The sequence below is a fragment of the Flavobacterium cerinum genome (assembly GCF_004028155.1).
GTDB lineage: Bacteria > Bacteroidota > Bacteroidia > Flavobacteriales > Flavobacteriaceae > Flavobacterium > Flavobacterium cerinum.
Map to the genome: position 1 here is coordinate 232,874 of NZ_SBII01000005.1, position 22,082 is coordinate 254,955.

General features: G+C 34.6%; 22 protein-coding genes. 13 read left to right on the top strand and 9 right to left on the bottom strand.

From position 1 onward, the window contains the following. Positions 1–11: 11 nt before the first annotated feature. The 3 genes from rlmD to EPI11_RS09730 are packed head-to-tail and all read left to right on the top strand — an operon-like array spanning position 12 to position 2,677. A complete protein-coding gene (rlmD, locus tag EPI11_RS09720; protein ID WP_128389771.1) occupies positions 12–1,424 on the top strand; it encodes a 23S rRNA (uracil(1939)-C(5))-methyltransferase RlmD in 1,413 nt (470 codons plus the stop codon). Between the two features lie 19 nt (positions 1,425–1,443). Continuing rightward, the gene (locus tag EPI11_RS09725; protein ID WP_128389772.1) at positions 1,444–1,965 is read left to right on the top strand and encodes a DUF6452 family protein; all 522 of its coding nucleotides are present in this window, start codon (positions 1,444–1,446) and stop codon (positions 1,963–1,965) included. After that, positions 1,931–2,677, top strand: coding sequence for a DUF6048 family protein (locus tag EPI11_RS09730; RefSeq protein ID WP_394343637.1), 747 nt, complete (start codon positions 1,931–1,933; stop codon positions 2,675–2,677). The genes EPI11_RS09725 and EPI11_RS09730 overlap by 35 nt, the downstream gene beginning before the upstream one ends. Positions 2,678–2,732: 55 nt before the next feature. Here EPI11_RS09730 and EPI11_RS09735 read toward each other — a convergent pair whose 3' ends face one another. Next, complete coding sequence (locus EPI11_RS09735) at positions 2,733–4,895, bottom strand: DUF7619 domain-containing protein (protein WP_128389773.1); 2,163 nt, start codon at positions 4,893–4,895, stop codon at positions 2,733–2,735. A gap of 85 nt (positions 4,896–4,980) precedes the next feature. Then, the gene (locus EPI11_RS09740) at positions 4,981–5,643 is read right to left on the bottom strand and encodes a DUF4294 domain-containing protein (protein WP_128389774.1); all 663 of its coding nucleotides are present in this window, start codon (positions 5,641–5,643) and stop codon (positions 4,981–4,983) included. Between the two features lie 82 nt (positions 5,644–5,725). Here EPI11_RS09740 and EPI11_RS09745 point away from each other — a divergent pair, with 82 nt between their 5' ends. Continuing rightward, positions 5,726–6,817, top strand: coding sequence for a M42 family metallopeptidase (locus EPI11_RS09745; RefSeq protein ID WP_128389775.1), 1,092 nt, complete (start codon positions 5,726–5,728; stop codon positions 6,815–6,817). A 52-nt stretch (positions 6,818–6,869) separates the two neighbouring features. Here the strand turns inward: EPI11_RS09745 and EPI11_RS09750 are convergent, their stop codons facing one another. The 4 genes from EPI11_RS09750 to EPI11_RS09765 all read right to left on the bottom strand — a co-directional run bounded on the left by EPI11_RS09750 (position 6,870) and on the right by EPI11_RS09765 (position 9,883). Next, positions 6,870–7,256 (bottom strand): ankyrin repeat domain-containing protein, encoded by a 387-nt coding sequence (locus EPI11_RS09750; RefSeq protein WP_128389776.1) that lies wholly within the window; start codon positions 7,254–7,256, stop codon positions 6,870–6,872. A 198-nt stretch (positions 7,257–7,454) separates the two neighbouring features. Further along, positions 7,455–8,402, bottom strand: a complete 948-nt coding sequence (locus EPI11_RS09755; RefSeq protein WP_128389777.1) for a phosphoribosylaminoimidazolesuccinocarboxamide synthase — start codon at positions 8,400–8,402, stop codon at positions 7,455–7,457. Positions 8,403–8,581: 179 nt separating this feature from the next. Then, positions 8,582–8,914: a DMT family transporter gene (locus EPI11_RS09760; RefSeq protein WP_128389778.1), complete on the bottom strand. Its 333-nt coding sequence runs from the start codon at positions 8,912–8,914 to the stop codon at positions 8,582–8,584. Positions 8,915–8,932: 18 nt separating this feature from the next. Next, positions 8,933–9,883, bottom strand: coding sequence for a PhoH family protein (locus tag EPI11_RS09765; protein WP_128389779.1), 951 nt, complete (start codon positions 9,881–9,883; stop codon positions 8,933–8,935). A gap of 103 nt (positions 9,884–9,986) precedes the next feature. On the opposite strand from EPI11_RS09765, the gene EPI11_RS09770 reads away from it, so the two are divergent. The 6 genes from EPI11_RS09770 (at position 9,987) to dnaN (ending at position 15,651) form a co-directional block, all read left to right on the top strand. Then, on the top strand, positions 9,987–10,814 hold the full coding sequence (locus EPI11_RS09770) for an SAM hydrolase/SAM-dependent halogenase family protein (RefSeq protein WP_128389780.1): 828 nt from the start codon (positions 9,987–9,989) through the stop codon (positions 10,812–10,814). 77 nt (positions 10,815–10,891) lie between these two features. Beyond that, positions 10,892–11,188 carry a putative quinol monooxygenase gene (locus EPI11_RS09775; protein ID WP_128389781.1) on the top strand — a complete coding sequence of 99 codons (297 nt, stop codon included), beginning with the start codon at positions 10,892–10,894 and terminating at the stop codon, positions 11,186–11,188. A 12-nt stretch (positions 11,189–11,200) separates the two neighbouring features. After that, positions 11,201–12,046 carry a class I SAM-dependent methyltransferase gene (locus tag EPI11_RS09780; protein ID WP_128389782.1) on the top strand — a complete coding sequence of 282 codons (846 nt, stop codon included), beginning with the start codon at positions 11,201–11,203 and terminating at the stop codon, positions 12,044–12,046. After that, complete coding sequence (gene gldF / locus EPI11_RS09785) at positions 12,027–12,752, top strand: gliding motility-associated ABC transporter permease subunit GldF (protein WP_128389783.1); 726 nt, start codon at positions 12,027–12,029, stop codon at positions 12,750–12,752. Before EPI11_RS09780 ends, gldF begins: the two co-directional genes overlap by 20 nt. After that, on the top strand, positions 12,752–14,437 hold the full coding sequence (gene gldG / locus EPI11_RS09790) for a gliding motility-associated ABC transporter substrate-binding protein GldG (protein WP_128389784.1): 1,686 nt from the start codon (positions 12,752–12,754) through the stop codon (positions 14,435–14,437). Before gldF ends, gldG begins: the two co-directional genes overlap by 1 nt. Before the next feature lie 95 nt (positions 14,438–14,532). Further along, complete coding sequence (dnaN, locus tag EPI11_RS09795; RefSeq protein ID WP_128389785.1) at positions 14,533–15,651, top strand: DNA polymerase III subunit beta; 1,119 nt, start codon at positions 14,533–14,535, stop codon at positions 15,649–15,651. An 85-nt stretch (positions 15,652–15,736) separates the two neighbouring features. Here dnaN and EPI11_RS09800 read toward each other — a convergent pair whose 3' ends face one another. Both EPI11_RS09800 and EPI11_RS09805 read right to left on the bottom strand, forming a co-directional pair. Further along, a complete protein-coding gene (locus tag EPI11_RS09800) occupies positions 15,737–17,509 on the bottom strand; it encodes a MutS-related protein (RefSeq protein ID WP_128389786.1) in 1,773 nt (590 codons plus the stop codon). Between the two features lie 55 nt (positions 17,510–17,564). Next, positions 17,565–18,401 (bottom strand): universal stress protein, encoded by an 837-nt coding sequence (locus tag EPI11_RS09805; protein ID WP_128389787.1) that lies wholly within the window; start codon positions 18,399–18,401, stop codon positions 17,565–17,567. A 181-nt stretch (positions 18,402–18,582) separates the two neighbouring features. Here EPI11_RS09805 and mnmE point away from each other — a divergent pair, with 181 nt between their 5' ends. The 3 genes from mnmE to EPI11_RS09820 all read left to right on the top strand — a co-directional run bounded on the left by mnmE (position 18,583) and on the right by EPI11_RS09820 (position 21,935). Next, positions 18,583–19,971 (top strand): tRNA uridine-5-carboxymethylaminomethyl(34) synthesis GTPase MnmE, encoded by a 1,389-nt coding sequence (gene mnmE / locus EPI11_RS09810; RefSeq protein WP_128389788.1) that lies wholly within the window; start codon positions 18,583–18,585, stop codon positions 19,969–19,971. Between the two features lie 255 nt (positions 19,972–20,226). Continuing rightward, entirely contained in the window at positions 20,227–20,778 is a 552-nt protein-coding gene (locus EPI11_RS09815) for a helix-turn-helix domain-containing protein (protein ID WP_128389789.1), read from the top strand. Between the two features lie 2 nt (positions 20,779–20,780). After that, positions 20,781–21,935: a tyrosine-type recombinase/integrase gene (locus EPI11_RS09820; RefSeq protein WP_262707701.1), complete on the top strand. Its 1,155-nt coding sequence runs from the start codon at positions 20,781–20,783 to the stop codon at positions 21,933–21,935. Here EPI11_RS09820 and EPI11_RS18980 read toward each other — a convergent pair. Then, positions 21,922–22,077, bottom strand: a complete 156-nt coding sequence (locus EPI11_RS18980) for a hypothetical protein (protein ID WP_164879145.1) — start codon at positions 22,075–22,077, stop codon at positions 21,922–21,924. The two genes, EPI11_RS09820 and EPI11_RS18980, sit on opposite strands and share 14 nt — an antisense overlap. Between the last annotated feature and the right edge of the window lie 5 nt (positions 22,078–22,082).

Sequence of the window (22,082 nt, forward strand, 5' to 3'; positions counted from 1 at the left end):
ATTTTTGCCGAATGGGAAGAAAGAAAACAGACAAGATAGTATTTGAAAATATATCGGTACTGGATGCCGGTGCAAAAGGTGTATCAGTAGCTAAAGCACCCGATGGGAAAGTAATTTTTATACCCAATGTGGTTCCCGGTGATGTAGTAGATATACAGACTTTTAAAAAGAAAAAATCATATTACGAAGGTAAAGCCATAAAATTCCACGAATTTTCTAAACATAGAATAGAGCCTGTATGCAGTCACTTTGGCAGCTGTGGAGGCTGTAAATGGCAAAATATGGAATATTCTCAGCAGTTATTCTATAAAAACCAGGAAGTTTATAATAACCTGAAACGTATTGGTAAAGTAGACCTTCCTGATTTTGAAGCTATAGCCGGATCAGAAAAGCAGTTTTTTTACCGTAATAAAATGGAATTCTCTTTTTCTAACGCCCGTTGGATGACGGATGCCGAGATACAAAGCGGTGAAGAATTTGACAATCGTAATGCCCTAGGATTCCATATTCCAAAAGCCTGGGACAAAATTCTTGACATAACACATTGCAGCTTACAGGAAGATCCTAGTAACGATATTCGTAATGAAATAAGGGAGTTTGCAAACACTCATGATCTTTCGTTTTTTAATCCTAGAAATCACGAAGGTTTATTGCGTACGCTTATGATCCGTACGGCTTCAACTGGCGAGATCATGGTATTGGTACAGTTTTTTGAGGATGATAAAGATAAAAGAGAGCTATTATTAAACTTTCTTGCAGAGCGCTTCCCTTCCATTACTTCATTACAATATGTAGTAAACAGCAAGGCGAACGATACATTATACGATCAGAATATTATTTTATATAAAGGACGTGATTACATCCTTGAAGAAATGGAAGGACTTAAATTTAGTATTAATGCTAAGTCATTTTATCAAACAAATTCAGATCAGGCTTATGAGCTTTATAGCATAACCCGCGATTTTGCCGGTTTAACTGGTAACGAACTGGTATATGACCTTTATACAGGGACAGGAACTATAGCACAGTTTGTTTCTAAAAAAGCCCGTAAGGTGGTTGGTGTAGAAGCCGTACCTGAAGCTATTGCTGATGCTAAAGAAAACGCTATACGTAATAACATTACAAACTGTGAGTTCTTTGTAGGAGATATGAAAGTAGTATTTAACGAAGAGTTCATTGCTACCCATGGCAAGCCGGATGTTATTATTACCGACCCTCCACGCGATGGTATGCATAAAGATGTTGTAGAGCAGATATTAAAAATTGCTCCGGATAAAGTAGTATATGTTAGCTGTAACTCAGCTACTCAGGCTCGTGACCTTGCTTTAATGGACGAAAAATACAAAGTTACCCGTGTACGTCCTGTAGATATGTTCCCACAAACACACCATGTGGAAAATGTCGTACTTTTGGAAAAAAGATAATTAAACCAGGTACTTTCATATGAAAAGACTAATAGTTTCTATAGTACTCTTACTTATTATTTCTACATACTTGCTAAGCTGTGAGAAAGATGATATCTGTGTTACTCCTACTACTCCAAGTATTGTCATTGAGTTTTATCAAAAAGATAGTCCTACATTACCAAAAAATGTTGATGTAAAATTCTATGTCTTAGGTTCAACTAAAACAGATAGTATCACTAACAAGGCAACTATGAAATTGCCTTTAAAAGTAGATGCAAATACTACTCAATGGTATTTAACATACAAACAGATAACAGGGGCTGGTACATTTATGAATACAGACATATTGGAATTTAATTATCAAACTAAAAACACATACGTTTCTCGTGCCTGTGGTTTTAAAACAACTTTTACACTTGATCCTGATACAGAAGAAAAAAACGCAATTGACATCCCCGGCCCGGGAAAAGATGGTCTTTGGATACCTGTATCTGGTTTTGATGTATTAAAATATAACATAGAAGATGAAAATGAAGCACATATCAAGATCTATTTATAGCCTATTATTGCTTGCGTCATTTTCTGTATCTGCACAGGAAAAAAAGGCAGACAGTACTGCAGTTGTTACGCCTCCTGTAAAATCAGACAGGTATGGTATCCGTGTAGGTGTAGATCTTCATAGACTAAGCCGTTCTCTTTATGATGATAAATTCAGAGGCTTTGAAGCTGTAGCAGATTATAGACTTACAAAAAAAATATATGCTGCAGGAGAGTTAGGTACTGTAGATTTTACTATTGATGACGATCAGGTTAACTTTACGACTAAAGGCAGTTATTTTAAAATAGGTTTTGACTATAATGCTTATGAAAACTGGCTTGACATGGAAAACATGATCTATACTGGCATTCGTTATGGCTTTTCATCGTTTAGTCAAAATCTTAACTCCTATACAATATATGATAAAAACCCATATTTTGATGAAGTAACAGTATATCCAAATCAAAAATATAGCAGCCTTACAGCGCATTGGGCGGAACTTATAGGTGGTATAAAAGCAGAAGTTTATGACAATCTGTTTTTAGGCTTCAGTGTTAGATTAAATATTCTATTTACAGATAAGAAACCTAATAATTTTGATAATCTTTACATTCCCGGTTTTAACCGTACTTATGATGGTAGCTTTGGTGTAGGTTTTAATTATACAGTCTCTTATTTTATTCCACTTTACAAAAAGAAAATAGAACAACCAGAGGTTAAGACGAAAAAATAAAACATAAAAAATGCCACAGTTATCTGTGGCATTTTTTATGTTTCTAGTTAATAGTTTATTTTACTATCAGTTTTTTTGTTGATTTTGTTCCCTGCATATTTATAGTTATAAAATACACCCCGCTTCTTAAGGATAAAATATCTATATCAGCCTCATTATTCTCTATTGAACTGGTAAGTATTGTTTTCCCTAAAACATCTGCAATAACAACCTCGGAAAGTGTCCCTCTAATATTGTTCAATTTTAAGTTTACGCTACCTGACGCAGGATTAGGGTATATCATGAAATTTATAAGAGTATTTTCTTTAACACCAGCAACATTTTGTACCGTAGTTGTTACAGTATTTGTATCAATTGCTGGATTAAAATCAAAGTAGATGTGTGCTTGTGCTGCCATAATATCACCTAGAGCAATATCTGCTTTTGGTTTTATTTTATAAATGATATATCCATGGCTTGCCGGTTCATTACTTAAGCTATCTGCTAAATGAATATTATCAAATAAAAATTCAACTTCATTAGCTGTACGATTCGTTTTATAATCATGGCTTGCTGCTATAGGCTGAAAAGTAGACCAGTCTAGGTTTTCATCAAGTGTATTAGTAACTCGAATATTAATTGCATCAGCAGTTCCCGTGTTTTGAAAACGAACTACATAATTTAGGTATTCATTTGCCTGCTCTTCGGTGATATACTTGCCTTCACGAACGGTTATATCATTTGGATCATAAGAATTTACAACAATCTGATTTAAAACAGATGTATTATTTACAGGATTAGAATCTCCTGATGCAGGATTAATTGTTGCAGTAAATACTAATACATCTTGTCCGTTAACAACCGGTGGCTGCTTAACTGTAAAGTTTAGTAATATGTTTTTTGTTTGAAAAGGAAGCAGATTTGAATAAGTAAAAGTCAATGTATTGCCGGACAGAACCATTGCAGGTGAGGTATTTACGAATGTTAGTTTACTGCTGTCAAATTGCAATGAAATAGTTCCATTTGCTGTTACAGTGCCTAGGTTTTCATAGAAAATAATATAGCTTGCGGCAAAACCAGGTCGCGCCTGACTTGTTGGAACAAGTGCCACACTAACTTCATTTATAATTTCTGAAGGTGAAATACAGAAATTCGCATCCTCTTCAACTGCCGGCATTGTGAAAGAATAAGAACCCGGAGTTGCTGTATACATATTTGCAGGACTGGCAGTAACGGTATTTACACCATCAGGAACATTTATAAATTTATAATGGCCATCTGCATTGGTATAAGTTGTATAAACAATATTATCATGAGTATAAGAAACAGGCATATTAGCAGCTGCTGCTTCAAATAAGTCACACCCATTTCCATCAAGATCTAGTGAAGCAAAACCAGATATACTATTTCCTGTACATTCAATTGCGCTTATTTGAAATGGAACCAACCATGTACAGTTCCCGTGTATGATCATTGCATATAATGTTTGTGAATCTGCAACTGTATTTACAAAAGCATCGTAGTTAATAATAGCGTTGTTAGTATTTTCTGAATCGGCTTGGGTTAAGAAAAAATATGTTGTAAAGTCTGTAACACCACCCATAATTTGTGGTACTATATCACTAAGATTAAACATTTCAAAACCATCACCATTTTGATCACATGCATATAACGGTGTTGTCTGCATTGTTGGAGGCGCTAAAATAGTTACAACAAAACTACTTTCGTCTGTACACACCCCACTTTGAGCAAACACATAAACAGTTTGTGTCTGAGTAATTACAGTACCAATAGTAATTATTTGTCCTGACCCGTTTGCTCCTGTAAAATAATTCCCTTGTTGTAGAGCAGGTAATGTATAAAATTCACACGCAGTTACATTTGGCATATCCGGAAGGAAAATCCCTGATGACCAGTTTATCTGGAAAACTGTAATCGCAGTACTGCCATCTGTGGTATTTGTAACCTTAGCAAAAATAGTTTGCTGCTGTGGAGAAACAAAAGAAGTAGGATTACCTATAGGGTTTGTACCATTTGCAGCATCAGCCTGGGTTTTATAATAAGTAACAATAAATCCATTAGGGTTTTGATTTCCTAAAATAATAGGGGTTTGTACCGTAAGATTAAAAACTTCAAAACCACATTGTTGAATGTTTGGAGCAGGATTAGCAACTGCCTGTGAAAATCCGTTAAGGGTAAGCAATAAAAAAACGGCTAAAAAGAGTAATTTATTTTTCATAGTAAAGGTTTGGTTGATTAACACACTTTAAACAGTTAAAATGTTAAAACCCCTACTATGATTTAATCAATTATATAAAATATAATTAATCCTTCTTGTTTTTTTCTCTCCAGTTTTTGGTAATAGCTGTATAATTTATTGCGAATGCCGGGTCTTGTTTTACTAGCTTTCCAGCTCTAAATGCCTGTATTAAAAAGCCTTCTATATGATAATCTTCCGGTACAGTGGAAGGACTGTAGGTTAATTTAAGATTTATATCAAACATTTTTGCAATCCGATTGGACCAAAAAGCTTTCCACCCGCTTTTATGTTCTTTAATCAGATCAAAAGTAGATTCACCTGTCTGCCTGTATATGAGCTTTACTAATATCTGACCTTCCTTTCTCGAAAGTTTTTTTAGCTGACCTTCAAACTCGTCCTGAAGGTATCGCTCAACAATCTTAGAATACTTTTTCTTTTCCTTCTCTGTTTTCAGTTTAGACATGTTTACACTAAGCAGAGTAAGTCTTTCGGCAGCAGTTTTAGCAAACGGATATACTTTTAGAGTCCTTCTTTTAAGCAAAGCTAGATTTTTTCTTTCTTCGGCTGAAATTGTATCTTTTACATTCGAAATTACAAGTTCCTGCATCTCTACATTAAAAACAATAGAGTCCGTCACAGAACCTTTAATAGTGTCTGTAACAACTTCCTGAGCTTTAACTCCGAAAGCAGTTAATAATAGTATGAAAATGTAAAATTGTGTTTTCATTGATTGAAAAAATTTATCCCAAAAATATACAATAATACATAACTCTGTTATCAAATTTATAATTTAGCAAAAAAATAAATTTATGTCATCAAAATCTATACTAAACGATACTTCAATTGCCTTTTTAGAAGAATATTTAAACAACCCTTCCCCTACCGGATATGAATCCGGAGGTCAGAAAATATGGATGGAATATCTTAAACCTTATGTTGATACTTTTATTACAGATACGTATGGTACAGCTGTAGGTATTATTAATCCTGAAGCTCCTTATAAAGTAGTAATAGAGGGACACAGTGACGAGATATCATGGTATGTAAATTACATTACAGAAAACGGATTAATTTATGTTATTCGTAATGGCGGTTCTGATCATATGATTGCGCCTTCTAAAAGAGTTAACATTCATACAAAAAATGGTATTGTAAAAGGTGTATTTGGATGGCCGGCTATACACACACGTAACCGTAGTAAAGAAGAGCCAGCAAAAATTGAAAATATTTTTATTGATCTAGGCTGTTCAACAAAAGAAGAAGTAGAAAATCTTGGTGTACATGTAGGTTGCGTTATTACCTATCCAGACGAATTTATAATCTTAAACGAAAATAAGTTTGTATGCCGTGCCATTGATAACCGTATTGGTGGTTTTATGATTGCTGAAGTAGCACGCCTCCTTCATGAAAACAAAAAGAAATTACCTTTTGGCCTTTACATAACAAATTCGGTGCAGGAAGAAGTTGGTCTGCGTGGTGCAGAGATGATTACGAAAACTATTCGACCTAATGTGGCTATTGTAACTGATGTATGCCATGACAGCACAACACCTATGATTGATAAACGTATTGAAGGTGAAACACAAATAGGAAAAGGCCCGGTTATTACCTATGCACCTGCTGTACAAAACAACCTTAGAGAACTTATTATAGATACTGCAAATAAAAAAGAAATACCTTTCCAGAGATTAGCATCGTCAAGAGTTACAGGGACAGATACTGATGCTTTTGCTTATAGCAATGGCGGAGTGGCTTCGGCTCTTATATCGCTGCCGTTACGTTATATGCACACAACAGTCGAAATGGTACATCGAGATGATGTTGAGAATGTAATCAAACTTATTTATGAGACATTATTGACTATGGAAAACGAAGAAACTTTCTCTTATTTCAAAGCCTAAAAAAAAAAGCATCCGCCGTGGCGGATGCTTTTTTTACTTTTTTAAGACTTGATTAAGAACTTAGCGCTGTTTTAAGTAATGCAACAACTTCTTTAGAGTTTGAAGCTTCTGCATATTTTAAGGCAGTAATTCCTTTTTCGTCTTTTGCTTTTACGTCTGCGCCTTTTTCAAGTAACAATTTAATGATCTCTACATTGTTATAGCGTGCTGCTATCATTAGAGGTGTTAAACCGTTTGATTTTTCATGTACAGACGCTCCATACTCGATAAGTTTTTTTACAGTTACTAAATCTCCTTTAGCAATTGCCATTCCAAGTGGTGTGTTTGTTTTGTACCCTGATACTAACTCAAATTTTTGGGTAGCTTCAACATTGTTTGCAATTGTTACATTACTAAATGCTACAAGAGCAAGGCCTAAATAAATGATTGATTTTTTCATGATGATTGATTTGATTGATTGATGATTTTTTTTAGATTGATTAGATCGTTTAAAGTAATAGACGCTCACATCCATGTAAACGTTACAGTAAATATTTATTTTAACATATATTTAACATTTATAATCTTACTATGCTTGCATATATAAATAAAAAAACCACCTTTAAAATAAGGTGGTTTCAATAAAATTTTAGGCTATTTATTTTTGAAGAAATGCAAGCACATTTTTTTCTATTCTTTCATTAATATTTGAGATATCGGCCTTACCAAACTTCTCACCTATTATTTTTTCATATAATTCTATATATCTTTCTGATACACTTTCAATGTATTCATCGGTCATTTCAGGTATAACCTGGCCTTCTTTACCTTGAAAATCATTAGCTATAAGCCACTGACGAACAAATTCTTTAGAAAGCTGTTTTTGACCTTCACCTTTATTTTGACGTTCCTGGTAACCTTCTGCATAAAAGTAACGCGAAGAATCAGGAGTATGTATTTCATCAATCAATAAGATCTTTCCATCTTTAGTTTTACCAAATTCATATTTGGTATCTACTAATATCAATCCACGTGATGCAGCTATTTCAGTTCCTTTTTGAAAAAGAGCACGAGTGTATTTTTCTAATATAACATAATCTTCTTCAGATACTATACCATTAGCTAAAATAGCATCACGTGAAATATCCATATCATGTTCACCATTCTCAGCCTTAGTTGTTGGTGTAATGATTGGTGAAGGGAATTTATCATTCTCTTTCATTCCTTCTGGAAGTTCTACTCCGCATAATATTCTTTTGCCCTCACTATATTCACGGGCAGCATGGCCTGACATATAGCCACGGATAACCATTTCTACTTTAAAAGGCTCACAAAGGTGACCTACAGCAACATTAGGATCCGGCGTATCAATAAGCCAGTTAGGTACCACATCTTCGGTAAGACGCATAAATTTAGTAGCGATCTGGTTAAGTATTTGTCCTTTGTAAGGAATACCTTTTGGCATAACAACATCAAAAGCAGAAAGCCTGTCTGTTGCTACCATTACCAATAGTTCGTCGTTTATATTATATACTTCTCTTACTTTACCTCGGTAAACCGATTTTTGGCCCGGGAAATTGAAATCAGTGGATGTGATGGTATTCATCGTTTAGTATTTGCGTTTTTACAATTGCAAAAATAAGAAAGTTAATTTGATTTTTAAAAAAGAGTTTGCTAACCTCTCAACGTTACTTTTTACGATGAATTTTTTAAAAATAAAAAGGTTTTAGAAATATGAGAAATCACATTTCTAAAACCTTTCATTACATAATCAGTACTTTATATTTAATGACTGGACGTTTTTGAAAAGACATTTATTACTACAACACCTGCAATAATAAGTGCCATACCTATCATAGCTGGTAAATCGGGCTTTTGTTTGAATAAAAATATTCCTGCAATTGTAATTAAAACAATACCAATACCAGACCAAATTGCATATGCGATACCTACCGGCATAGTTTTTAAGGTTAAACTTAAAAAATAAAAAGCTGTTAAGTACCCAGCAACTGTTATTAAGCTTGGAATTAATTTTGTAAACTGTTCAGACGATTTTAATGCCGACGTAGCAATAGTTTCAAAAACAATAGCAATCAATAAATATATAAATTGTTTCATGCGTATTCCTTCAACGGTTTAATCATGATTTTCGATACTCTTATAAGAATCTATAATTTTCTTAACAAGACGGTGGCGCACAATATCTTTGTCATCAAGATACAGTATACCAATACCTTCTACATCTTTAAGTATTAATAATGCTTCTTTAAGTCCGGATATGGTTCTGCGTGGTAAATCTACCTGCCCGGGATCTCCGGTAATCATAAATTTAGCATTCTTACCCATACGCGTTAAAAACATCTTCATTTGCGAATGCGTCGTGTTTTGTGCCTCATCAAGTATTACAAAAGCATTGTCCAGTGTACGTCCCCTCATAAAAGCTAATGGTGCTATCTGGATTATACCTTTTAAAATATAATCTTCAAGGGTTAAAGGCGGTAACATATCACGCAGTGCATCATATAACGGCTGCATGTAAGGATCCAGCTTTTCTTTCATATCTCCCGGAAGAAAACCAAGATTTTCCCCCGCTTCTACAGCAGGACGGGTTAATATGATTCGCTTCACTTGCTTGTCTTTTAGTGCTTTTACAGCTAATGCTACACCCGTATAGGTTTTACCGGTACCGGCAGGTCCTACAGCAAATACCATGTCGTTTTGGCCCATGTAGTCAACCAGCTTCTGCTGATTTGGAGTAAGCGCCTTTATAAGCTTACCACCTAAACCATGCACTAAAATTTTATCATTTGGGCTCATTTGCTCCATCGTACTATTGTCGCCATGAATTACACGTTCAATAACATTGAGATCAATATTATTGTATCGTGAAAAATGCAACATTAGTCTTTTAAACCTTTTTTCAAATTCGTCCAGCATTTCCTTTTCGCCAAAAGCTTTCAGGGTAGTGCCACGGGCAACAATTTTGAGTTTTGGGTAATACTTCTTAATGGTGTCAAGATGAGAATCCTGTGCTCCCCAAAAATCTTTAGGGGCAATGTCTGTCAGTTCAATCGTTCTCTCGTTCAAAAGCAGTTGATTTTAATTAGAAATGATAGCTATATAATTATTAGCTTTGCAATCAAATTTAGTGAAATTAAATCTCGCTTCTGTAAAAGTTTTACACAATTTTATGTCAATAATTACCCTTACAACTGACTTTGGACTCAAAGACCATTTTGTAGGCGCTTTGAAAGGGAAAATTATTTCCGGTTTCAATGACGCCGTGATTATTGATATTTCCCATGATATCGATTTATTCAATGTATCTGAGGCCAGTTACATTATTGGTGCGGCTTATAGCAGCTTTCCAAAAGGTACGGTACACCTCATTGGTGTAGATGCCGAATTAACTAAAGAAAACAGGCATATAGCTATGCAATGGAATGACCATTATTTTATTTGTGCAGATAATGGAATACTCAGTATGCTTACTCAGAAAATCGTTCCGCAAAAAATTGTAGAAATAAACATACACGACCGCCTGCCTTCCGGCTCTACAGAAATGGATGTTTTTGTAACTGCAGCCTGCCATATTGCAAAAGGCGGTTCACTGAGTGTTATAGGTAAAGAAATTTCTGAAATTAAAGAAATGAACGAACTTGTGCCTGTAGTCGCAGCAGATAACAACTCTATTAAGGGTTATGTGGCTTATATAGATCATTTTGGCAACTGTGTAACTAATATATCCCAAAAGTTGGTAAAAGAAATTGCTAAGGGGCGTGATTTTGAAATTACCTTTAGTACAAAAACAATCAAATCGGTAAGAAAAGGATATTCTGATTTTACAGTAAATGAACGTTTTGCGCTTAAAGATTACGAAGGCGAAAAATTGGCAATTTTTAATGAGGCTGGTTTTATTGAAATCGCTATATATAGAAGTAACCCCTCTACAGTTGGAACTGCAAAAACACTATTGGGCCTTAAATTCAGGGATGTTATAAACGTTAAATTCAAATAGATTTTTCAAATTAAAAGGGCAATTCTAAAGGCGAGCTCCCTTGATATTTTAGATTATATATAAAACAAAAAAACTGTATGTTTGTACGAATAGTAAAGATGGGGTTTCATGAAGATAAGGTAGATGCCTTTCTTGATAATTTTGAAGAAGTTAAGCAAAATATACGAAATTTTCCAGGCAACCGTTTCTTAGAGTTATATAGGGATAAAAACGACCCTACAATATTTTTCACTTATAGCTATTGGGAAACTGAAGCAGATCTTGAAAACTACCGTAAGTCGGAACTATTCATTGAAGTCTGGGCATTTACTAAACAGTTATTCAGGCAAAAAGCAGAAGCCTGGAGTGTAGATAAACTGGTTAGCTTACAATAAAAATAATAAATAATGAATTCATTAGTAAGAAAACTATACTACGCACTCCCTGTAAATTTAAGATATACAGCGAGAAGAATGGTATATTTGCCTATTGATCTTTTTAGGGATAAAAAAAGTTTAGTACCTCCTAAAGGAAAAATATTTATAGGACGTGGTGATTTTCTGGCAACTGGTGAAACGTTCTTTAAGCATTTTAAAAATTATGGTAATTTAACTCCTCAAAGCAGCATTTTGGATATTGGTTCAGGTATTGGCCGTATGGCTATTCCATTTACTAATTTCCTTGATAAGAATGGTACTTATGAAGGTTTTGATATTGTAAAACAAGGAGTAGAATGGTGTAATAAAAACATTTCCAATCGTTATCCAAATTTTAATTTCACATGGATTCCTTTGAAAAATGAACTTTATAATGCCAGTACAAACGATCATGCTTCAAAAATAACCTTTCCCTACCCTAATAACTATTTCAATTTTGTATTTCTAACTTCGGTTTTTACCCATATGCTTTCTGAAGATGTAGAAAATTATATAAAAGAAATAAATAGAGTCTTAAAAACTGACAGCGTTTGTTTTGCAACCTTTTTTATTTTAGATAATGAAAGTCAGGAGGCTATGTCTTCTAAGGGAACAAAAAACTTCAAATTTAATTTTGGAAATTATTCTCTTATGGATAAAACCGTAAAAGAGGCTAATGTTGCATATAAAAAAGAGTATATCTTTGAGCTTCTAAAAGCAAATAATTTAGACATTTCACATTTCATAAGAGGTAACTGGTCAGGGATTTATTCAGAAGGCCTGGATGAACACCAGGACATTATTATATTTAAAAAAAATGAAATCAATATTACTTAGAGAAATCAAGTCCTTTTTCGGTTCACCGATAGGATATTTGGTTATCGCTATTTTCTTATTGCTAAACGGCCTGTTTTTATGGGTTTTTGATGGCGACTTTAATATATTAAATAGTGGCTTTGCAGACCTTAGTCCTTTCTTTACATTATCACCATGGATATTTATTTTCCTTATTCCGGCGGTTACCATGCGTAGCTTTTCTGATGAAAAAAAGCAAGGAACAATTGAACTATTATTTACTAAACCATTAAGCATTTGGCAAATAGTAAATGGAAAATTTTTAGGTGCTTTACTACTTATTGTAATAGCCTTAATACCAACTATTGTTTATGTGTTAGTTATATCTTCTTTTGGAAACCCCGAAGGAAATATTGACATGGGCAGTACCATGGGTTCTTATTTTGGTTTACTATTCTTAATTGCAGGATATACATCTATTGGTATCTTTACTTCTACTCTTTCAGATAATCAGATCGTAGCTTTTATAACGGCTGTATTTGTATGCTTCCTGTTTTATTTTGGATTTGCCGGTGCTGCTAAATATACAGGAGAATTTGGTGGTTTTATAGGAGCTTTAGGTATGGATTATCATTTTAAAAGTATGAGCCGTGGTGTACTCGATACAAGAGATATTATCTACTTTGTAAGCATCACTGTATTATTCCTGTCGTTAACTGTTTACAAATTAAAAGCTCTTAAAGGATAATGGAACAAAGAAAACAAAAAAACCTTAAGCAGCTTATCGTTACACTGGTAGTTTTACTTGTAGTAAATTTTGCAGGTAACTATTATTTTAAGCGATTTGACCTTACACATGATAAGCGTTATACCTTATCAAGCACTACCTTAGATATCATTGGCGATGTTCAGGAGCCTTTGTATATCGATGTATTTTTAGAAGGGCAGTTTCCAGGGGAATTTAAAAGACTGCAGGACGAAACAAGACAGCTTCTTGAAGAATTCCATGCAGCAAACCCAAACATCATATTCCAGTTCACTAATCCTTTAGAAGACGAAAAAGGACGTGATCAGGCCATGCAGGAACTTTATAAATTAGGTATGACACCTATCAATGTAACAGTTGACGATAAAGGCAAGCAGTCTCAGGAAATGGTTTTCCCATGGGCTTTAGCTAACTATGGTAAAAAAACGGTTAAAATTCCATTACTTAAAAATTTAATGGGTGCTTCAACCGCAGAGAAAGTCGTAAGTTCTGTGCAACATTTAGAATATGCACTTGTAGATGCTATAAATAAAGTAACTAAAGAAAAAGAGAAAAAAGTAGCTATTATAAAAGGCAATGGTGAAATGCATGATCTTTTAATGGGAGACTTCATTAAACAAATACGCGAAAGCTATTACATAGGTCCGTTTACACTGGATTCAGTAGCCAAAAGTCCGCAACGTACTTTAGAATCTCTTAAAGGTTATGACCTGGCCATAATCACAAAGCCCACAGAAGCTTTCTCCGAAGACGAAAAAGAAGTATTGGATCAATACATCATTAATGGTGGTAAAACCCTATGGATGATCGATGCTGTACAAATAGAAATGGACAGTCTTTATAATGCTACAGGCTCTACCTTAGCCTTTCCACGAGATCTAAATCTTAATGATATGTTCTTTAAATACGGTTTCAGGATAAATCCTGATCTTATTAAAGACGAAATGGCTACACCACTTAAATTGGCTTCGGGTGAAGAAGGCAGTGCAACACAATACCAGGAGCACTTATGGAAATTTGCTCCATTTGTATATCCAGAATCAGACAACCCGATCGTTAAAAACATGAGCGGTATTAAATTTGATTTTGCGAATGGTATCGATACCCTTAAAAATGGTATCAAAAAAACGGTATTATTACGTTCGTCTGAACTATCCAAAAAAGTTGGTACACCTGTAGAAGTCAGACTAGATATGGTGACCGAAGAATTTAACCCTAAAAACTATCTGACTAAAGGTTTTATACCAATGGCAGTACTGTTAGAAGGTAAATTTCATTCTGCTTTCGAGAACCGTGTTCTTCCGTTTAAAGATCCTACATATAAAACAGAAGGTAAAGCCGGAAAAATGATCGTTATTGCCGACGGTGACATTGTAAAAAACCAGTTGGATCAAAATTATCAGCCTCTTGAATTGGGTTACGATAAATGGACCAAGAATTTTTATGACAACAAAGGTTTCCTTATGAATTGCGTAAATTACCTGCTCGATGATAACGGACTTATTAACATCCGAAGCAAGGATGTAGACCTCCCATTATTAGATAAACAAAAGGTCTATGATAATTATTCAACCGCGCAGTTTATAACTATCGGATTACCAATAGTCATTTTAGTAATATTCGGAATACTGTTTACATACCTTAGAAAAAGGAAATATTCTAAATAGTGTTAATAAAAAATGTTGCACTATTCCATTTGATTACGATATATTTGTGAAACGTAAAATCTTTTGGTTTTGCAATTAAATAAACAAAAAACAAGATGAAATTTATAGTATCCAGTTCATATTTGCTAAAACAACTGCAAGTACTAGGAAGTGTTATCAACAGCAGTAATACACTGCCTATACTTGATAACTTCCTTTTTGAATTAGACAATACTGAATTAAAAGTATCAGCTTCCGATTTGGAGACCACAATGTCTGCTACACTAGAAATTGATTCGGAAAGTAAAGGAAGCGTTGCAGTACCTGCTAAACTATTGCTTGAAACTTTAAAAACGTTTCCTGAACAGCCGCTTACTTTCACTGTAGAAGACAACAATACAATAGAGATAAGCTCTAACTCTGGTAAATATGCATTAGCATATGCTTCTGGAGATGAATTTCCCAAAGCCGTAACGCTTGAAGATCCTTCATTTACATTAGTACCTGCCGACGTTTTAGCTACTGCAGTTAGCAAAACCATTTTTGCTGCAGGTAATGATGATCTACGTCCGGTTATGTCTGGGGTATTTTTTCAATTCTCTCCTGAAGGACTTATTTTTGTAGCCACAGATGCTCACAAACTGGTTAAGTATTCAAGAACAGACGTGAAAGCTTCTCAAGTAGCCGATTTCATTATGCCTAAGAAACCACTTACCATTCTTAAAGGTATCCTTGGTTCATCTGATGCTGAGATCAAAATTGAATACAACGATTCAAATGCAACTTTCTCTTTTGATAACTATGTATTAACATGCCGACTTATAGATGGTAAATACCCAAACTATGAGGCTGTAATACCTAAAGAGAATCCTAATAAATTATTGATCAGTAGAGCACAGATTTTAAGTTCTGTTCGTCGTGTGGCTATTTTCTCAAATAAGACTACCCACCAGATACGCCTTAAAATTGCAGGAACTGAATTAAATATTTCCGCTGAAGATATTGACTACTCAAACAAGGCTGAAGAGCGTTTGACATGTGATTATCAGGGAGACGATATGCAGATAGGTTTTAACTCACGTTTCCTTACTGAAATGCTTACAAATTTGCAGAGTGACGAAATAATGCTTGAAATGTCATTACCTAACCGTGCTGGTATCCTTACTCCGGTAGACGGTCTTGACGAAGGTGAAACTGTTACTATGCTTGTTATGCCGGTAATGCTTAACAATTAAACACGCTATTTAATCAACCCTTTTTATACTAAAAACCACAGTTTTATACTGTGGTTTTTTACGTTTTAGCAGTCAATAAAAAGAATTATATAACCCCCATTTTCTCCATAAGAAAAGTGGCACTTTTATTACGACAGATACCGTCGCGAAGCTGATAATCAAAATAGAGTTCATTATCTACAATTTTGGCTTCAAAGCAACGATTTACCAAACTATGAGGATATTCTCCAACTATATTACAAACTTCAATGTCATGAGTTGCTATAGCTCCCGTAGCTTTAAGGGCTATCATTTTCTTAACTACCTTAATTGTACCCGTTCTTTTGTCATCAGAGTTTGTTCCTCGCAAAATTTCATCAAGTAATACAAAAGCATGTTGATCCTGTAATTTATCCATAATATACCTAAGACGCTTGATTTCGGCAAAGAAATAAGATTCACTATCAGATAAAGAATCTGACAATCGCATAGAAACCAATACAGGTAATGGATGTATATCTGCATTAGAAGCACAAACCGGTGCCCCTGCTCCTGCTAATACCATATTGATACCCAAACTACGTAAAAAAGTACTTTTACCCGACATATTTGAACCTGTAAGGATCATGAAGTCTGAATTGAAACTAATATCGTTTCCAATACGATTTTCTTTTTTAAGTAAAGGATGAGCAATATTTCTAAATGCAACAATATAGTTTGTATTGAGGTTCGGGAAAATAAAATCCCCATTGTTATAATATAAGTTACCAAAACTACTTAAGGATTCAACCTCTGCAATAATATCAAGCCATAGTGCAACATTTTGCTCATTATTCTTTTTCCATTTATACAATGCGTTAAGGGAATGAAAATGATAAAGCATTATACCATTAAGAAATATTGCGCCTAATGCATTATCAATACTGTCTAATCTGGAAAATAATGATGCTAATTCTTTAATGTGCCCGCTGGCAGACTTCCCTCCTGTTACAAGATTTTTTTTAAGTAGTTGAAGTTTTTTACTAGTAAATTTTTCATTCTCTAACTGCTCTATAATCAATCCATAATGATGGATTATGTCATGTATTTCTGTAGTATGTTTCACTTCATTCTTTATAAGCTTTAAATAACTTAATAGAAAAAGAAGATTAAATAAAAACAGCCATCCGGCTATTGTCGATAAAGTCTGATTATTGGTTACTAAATAGCTAATTATACAAATTGTAAGCACAACCGGTATTAGGATACCAATGATAATTGAAACTACCGATAGGGTCTTAGTTTTACTATTTGCCCATGATATAAGTCTTGTATAAACAGCAAGATTATCTTTTCGGGCTTTACCTAGTGCCATGATCTCCTGTCTTAATTCAGGCTTAGAAGCAAGTTCTTTTACAGCATCCTGATTAAGTATTATTTCCTCATCTGAAAGAATACTTTGAAGCAATTCAGCTAACTTTTCATTACCCTTATAGGTTTGAGTGCGGTTTATATTATGAAATAATGAACGCTGCCCAAATATATCAAGATCGTGTGAGTAAGGATGTCTAAAATCTACAAATTCCGCTCCATCTTCAAAAGGAATTATTTTTCCTTCCAGATAGGCTATTTCATCTGAATTAATTTTTACAAGTGTGGCTGCTCTAAGTTTTTTTTGATGTACCAGAGCATGACGCTTCATAAGCAATAAAAAAAGAATAAAACAGATAGCCATAAGACTAAATTGTAAGGTTGACTTTTCTGGTTGGATACTATAGTAACCTAAAATAATAAAAGCAACAGCTATTAATAGCCTTGAGGCACTAATTATATTGTATCTAAAATTTAGTTTTTTAAGTTCAAGCTGAAAAGTTTCCTTACGATTTTTGTAGAATTCCATATTTTAGGCAAAAGAACAAATATAGCATAAAAAAATCCTGCCGAAGCAGGATATACTAGCCTTCATGAAACACCAACAGCGGTATTTTAGTGTGATAAGCCATCTTTTTCGTAAGGCTTCTATGGAAAAGACTTTCAAAAAAACCTCTTTTATGAGTACGCATTACTAATAGTCCTACTCTTTGATTTTCAGCAAAATCAAGTATCGTCTGTTCAATATGATCTCCATCAATATTAAAGAAATCAATATTTTCATCACGATAAAATATTTTCCATTCATTTATTCTTTCGTCAATATCAGCAGGATCATCAGGATTCTTAACATATAAACAAGCTACATTCGCTTTAAACTTACGAGCAATATCAAGAGTTTTAGTCAGCGCATCGTTGTCTTTATCCTTGTACTGTGTGGTAAAAGCTATATTTTTAATTGGGTGGTATTCTGCCTCTGCTGGAATACCTAATACAGGCACCTTTGCATTAGCAATTACTGAAGCGGTAGATGAACCTAAAAATGTTTCTTTAAGCCCGGTTGCTCCTTTAGTCCCCATTACTATAAGGTCTATTTTTTCATCAATACATACTTTATTTATATTGTAAACAAGGTCACCGTATAAAAGGATATTCCTCATCTTCACATGCCCTAAGTTTCTTCTTTCAGCCATTAGATGAAGTTCAGGTAATTCTTCTCTAAAGCTTTCAAACTGGTTCATTTCTACAATGTCAAAGATTTCTTTAGTAGATTCCGGTAATGTAGGTGTTTCTACAATAGGCAAATCATATACATGAAGAATTACAAGTTCTGCATCAAAAGAGTCGGCAAACCGAAGCGCATAGATAAATGCTGTATTAGCTGCTTCAGAAAAATCAGTAGGGAAAAGTATTTGTTTCATGGCATATAGAACTCAAGGATTATTAGGTTAAAGTTACAAAAAAGTATGAATTTTTCTTACCTAATTGTACAGATGTTAACATAAAAATAATTTTTAATTATTAAATCCGGGACTAGAAAACACTAAAGTACCAATTAATGCCAACTGAATTCTAAATGCTATCTTTGCAAAAAGAATTTCAATGATTCCACAGGATACTATTGTTGCATTAGCCACCCCTTCTGGTTCAGGTGCAATTGCTATTATACGAATTTCCGGTAAAGATGCTATCACTATTGCAGCAAGTGTATTTACTTCTATCAAAGGTAAAGATATTACAACCCAAAAAACCCATACGCTGCATTTAGGTCATATTACTGATGATAATAAAATATACGATCAAGTCTTATTGTCTCTTTTTAAAGGTACTAATTCATATACAGGTGAAAATACCGTAGAGATTTCGTGCCACGGTTCAGTATATATACAGCAACAAATTATCCAGTTATTACTTCGTAAAGGCTGTCGCATGGCTAATGCCGGCGAATTTACACTTCGCGCTTTCTTAAATGGAAAACTTGACCTTTCTCAGGCTGAAGCTGTAGCCGATCTAATAGCATCTGACAATGAAGCATCCCATCAAATTGCCATGCAGCAAATGAGAGGAGGTTTCTCTAATGAAATTGCAAAGCTACGTGAAGAATTATTAAATTTTGCTTCATTAATAGAACTGGAATTAGACTTTGCAGAAGAAGATGTTGAATTTGCAGATCGTACTCAATTTACGGATTTACTGAATCGTATAAATTTTGTATTAAAACGTCTTATTGATTCGTTTGCTGTTGGAAATGTTATCAAAAATGGTATTCCGGTGGCTATCGTAGGAGAACCAAATGTTGGGAAGTCTACCCTACTTAATGCTTTACTTAATGAAGAACGAGCCATTGTATCAGACATTGCAGGAACAACTCGAGATACAATTGAAGATGAACTTGTAATTAATGGAATTGGATTTAGATTTATTGATACTGCCGGCATCAGGGAAACTGAAGATGTTGTAGAAAGTATTGGGATCCGAAAGACTTTTGAGAAGATGGAACAGGCGCAGGTTGTTGTTTATCTTTTTAATGTCGCACAATTTGGAATTCAGGGATCAGAATTGAAAACTGAAATAGAAAAGATAAAAAATCAATTTCCGCTTAAGCCCTTAGTCATAATTGGAAATAAAGCTGATAAACTCACAGAAAATCAAAAAAAGGAAGCTTTGGAATTGATACCAGGACTGTTATTAGTATCAGCAAAAGAAAACATTGGCGTAGAAGAATTAAAAGATAAACTTTTATCGTTTGTAAATACAGGTGCATTACGAAATAATGAAACTATAGTAACTAATACACGCCATTATGACTCGCTTCTAAAAGCACTTGAAGAAATACAAAAAGTACAATTTGGATTACAATCAGGTATTTCGGCAGATCTTATGGCCATTGATATACGACAGGCTCTTTATTACTTTGGTGAAATTACTGGACAGGTTACTAATGATGAATTACTAGGTAATATTTTTGCGAATTTCTGCATCGGTAAGTAACAGCACAAAACAACACAAAATACTCATCTAAAAAATACGTTAAATCACTACATATCAATTATGTAGTGATTTTTTTATACCCGAAAATTTCGTTTTATTTGCGCAACTTTGTTCTTATTTGTACCTCCCTTGTACCTCGAAAACGATTTTAACATTAAGGTACAAATGACTGGACAAATTATGGCACAGTTTGGCACGTCCTGACACATCAGGGCACGCCGGGACACTTTATGACACGCCAAATTATAAAACAAGATGAGTTCAAATATCAGGATAGAAAAAGTATGCGAATACTGTAGGAAAATATTCATAGCGAAGACTACGAAGACGCGATATTGCGACCTAAAGTGCAATAGCAGGGCCTACAAGGCCATTCAGCGGGAGGCGAAATTACAGGTCAGCTCACTAACGATGAAAAAAGAGGTCCAGGAATTTGATGCCAGCATTACAAAAAAAGACTTCCTGAGCATTGATGAAGCAGCGAAGCTTCTCGGTGTTAGCAGAAGGACATTTTACCGCATTATTGACCACGGAGAAATTATAATCAAGAAGCTGGGACGCAGGACCATTGTCAGGAGGTCAGATGTGGATACCTATTTCGAATTTCCTGATATAATAATCCCTGACAACAAGCTTCCTGATCTTAATGATTGTTACACCGTCAATGAGATGCATGATAGGTTTGGTATATCTAATGGAGCTTTATATAATCTTATCAGGAGAGAGCAGATTCCCAGGTTTGTCAAAGGAAGTCATACTTATGTAATTAAAGCTGACATTGAAAAAGTATTAATGAAGAAGATTTAATGATGAAAAAGGCTAAGAAAATTAAAGTCACTTTGAGGAAGAAACCTATATCAATGGGAAAACGCATATCCCTTTATCTAGATTACTACCCTCCTATTTATGATGCAGCGACTAATGAGTTCACGCGAAGGGAATTCTTAAGACTATATCTTATCACACGTCCAACAAATGCAATTGATAAGATCGTCAATGAAGAAAATCTAAATACAGCTAAAATGATCCAGGTCAGAAGACAGACCGAACTAATGAAAGATGATATCTATACAGAATTTGAAAAGGGTCTGTTGCAGATAAAGGAAATTGGTAGCATGTCTTTTATGCCCTACTTCCAAAAGCAAGCTGATAAAAAAATTGGAACGAATTATGATATTTGGGAATATGCAATGGGATATTTTAGGGATTTCCTTGACAGGGATGATATTACATTCTCAGAGATCACTTCTGTGTTAGTGGAAGATTTCAGGGATTATATGCTTCAGGCAAAAAGCAAACGTATGCCAGACAGAAAACTCTCGAATAACTCTGCACAATCCTATTTTAATAAGCTGAAGGCGACTCTGAAACAGGCTTATAAGGAAGGTTTGCTACATGTCGATATAAATAGACAGGTGGATTACATTAAAGAGCAGGAAACCCAACGAAATTTTCTTTACCTCGAAGAAGCACAGCGCTTATTTGTGACGGACTGTCCTAAAGAAGTTGTTAAGTCGGCAGGACTATTCTCGATACTTACAGGGATGCGTTATTCTGATATTGAGAAACTGGAATGGTCAGAAATCGAATACTCTCAGTATGATGGGCCTTTCATTCGTTTTAAACAACAGAAGACTGATAGGCAACAAACACTCCCGATTTCTGAACATGCTTTTGAACTTTTGGGAGATAGAAAAACTCCACAACAAAAGGTTTTTGATGGGTTGCGAAAGTGGGACATTGACCGTTTTATTCCAATCTGGACAGCGGCAGCAGGTATTACCAAACACATCACCTTTCACTGCTTCAGGCATACCTATGCCACGTTGCAGTTAAATTTAGGTACGGATATTTTTACGGTGTCCAAACTTCTTGGTCACAAAAGTATCAGGACAACACAGGTCTATACCAAGATTATAGACAAAGCAAAAAGGGAAAGCACCGGCCGTATCAAACTCCGTTAGCTTTCCCTTTTCTTGCAACACCCAGCCTATTATCTTTTAGATACGTTTCAGCATTTGCTGCACAATCTGCTACGGTTTTCACTTTTCCTTCTTTGATCCATTCCTTTAATTCACTTCTGCTGAAATAAAGGTTCTGTCGCATCTGTT

What these genes read in the sequence shown, in the direction of transcription:
- EPI11_RS09725 (WP_128389772.1), top strand. Translation starts at nt 1,444, where the DNA reads ATGAAAAGACTAATAGTTTCTATAGTACTCTTACTTATTATTTCTACA.
- dnaN (WP_128389785.1), top strand. Translation starts at nt 14,533, where the DNA reads ATGAAATTTATAGTATCCAGTTCATATTTGCTAAAACAACTGCAAGTA.
- EPI11_RS09740 (WP_128389774.1), bottom strand. Translation starts at nt 5,643, where the DNA reads ATGAAAACACAATTTTACATTTTCATACTATTATTAACTGCTTTCGGA.
- EPI11_RS09745 (WP_128389775.1), top strand. Translation starts at nt 5,726, where the DNA reads ATGTCATCAAAATCTATACTAAACGATACTTCAATTGCCTTTTTAGAA.
- rlmD (WP_128389771.1), top strand. Translation starts at nt 12, where the DNA reads ATGGGAAGAAAGAAAACAGACAAGATAGTATTTGAAAATATATCGGTA.
- EPI11_RS18980 (WP_164879145.1), bottom strand. Translation starts at nt 22,077, where the DNA reads ATGCGACAGAACCTTTATTTCAGCAGAAGTGAATTAAAGGAATGGATC.
- gldF (WP_128389783.1), top strand. Translation starts at nt 12,027, where the DNA reads ATGAAATCAATATTACTTAGAGAAATCAAGTCCTTTTTCGGTTCACCG.
- EPI11_RS09730 (WP_394343637.1), top strand. Translation starts at nt 1,931, where the DNA reads ATGAAAATGAAGCACATATCAAGATCTATTTATAGCCTATTATTGCTT.
- mnmE (WP_128389788.1), top strand. Translation starts at nt 18,583, where the DNA reads ATGATTCCACAGGATACTATTGTTGCATTAGCCACCCCTTCTGGTTCA.
- EPI11_RS09800 (WP_128389786.1), bottom strand. Translation starts at nt 17,509, where the DNA reads ATGGAATTCTACAAAAATCGTAAGGAAACTTTTCAGCTTGAACTTAAA.
- EPI11_RS09760 (WP_128389778.1), bottom strand. Translation starts at nt 8,914, where the DNA reads ATGAAACAATTTATATATTTATTGATTGCTATTGTTTTTGAAACTATT.
- EPI11_RS09750 (WP_128389776.1), bottom strand. Translation starts at nt 7,256, where the DNA reads ATGAAAAAATCAATCATTTATTTAGGCCTTGCTCTTGTAGCATTTAGT.
- EPI11_RS09815 (WP_128389789.1), top strand. Translation starts at nt 20,227, where the DNA reads ATGAGTTCAAATATCAGGATAGAAAAAGTATGCGAATACTGTAGGAAA.
- EPI11_RS09770 (WP_128389780.1), top strand. Translation starts at nt 9,987, where the DNA reads ATGTCAATAATTACCCTTACAACTGACTTTGGACTCAAAGACCATTTT.
- EPI11_RS09735 (WP_128389773.1), bottom strand. Translation starts at nt 4,895, where the DNA reads ATGAAAAATAAATTACTCTTTTTAGCCGTTTTTTTATTGCTTACCCTT.
- gldG (WP_128389784.1), top strand. Translation starts at nt 12,752, where the DNA reads ATGGAACAAAGAAAACAAAAAAACCTTAAGCAGCTTATCGTTACACTG.
- EPI11_RS09805 (WP_128389787.1), bottom strand. Translation starts at nt 18,401, where the DNA reads ATGAAACAAATACTTTTCCCTACTGATTTTTCTGAAGCAGCTAATACA.
- EPI11_RS09775 (WP_128389781.1), top strand. Translation starts at nt 10,892, where the DNA reads ATGTTTGTACGAATAGTAAAGATGGGGTTTCATGAAGATAAGGTAGAT.
- EPI11_RS09820 (WP_262707701.1), top strand. Translation starts at nt 20,781, where the DNA reads ATGAAAAAGGCTAAGAAAATTAAAGTCACTTTGAGGAAGAAACCTATA.
- EPI11_RS09780 (WP_128389782.1), top strand. Translation starts at nt 11,201, where the DNA reads ATGAATTCATTAGTAAGAAAACTATACTACGCACTCCCTGTAAATTTA.
- EPI11_RS09755 (WP_128389777.1), bottom strand. Translation starts at nt 8,402, where the DNA reads ATGAATACCATCACATCCACTGATTTCAATTTCCCGGGCCAAAAATCG.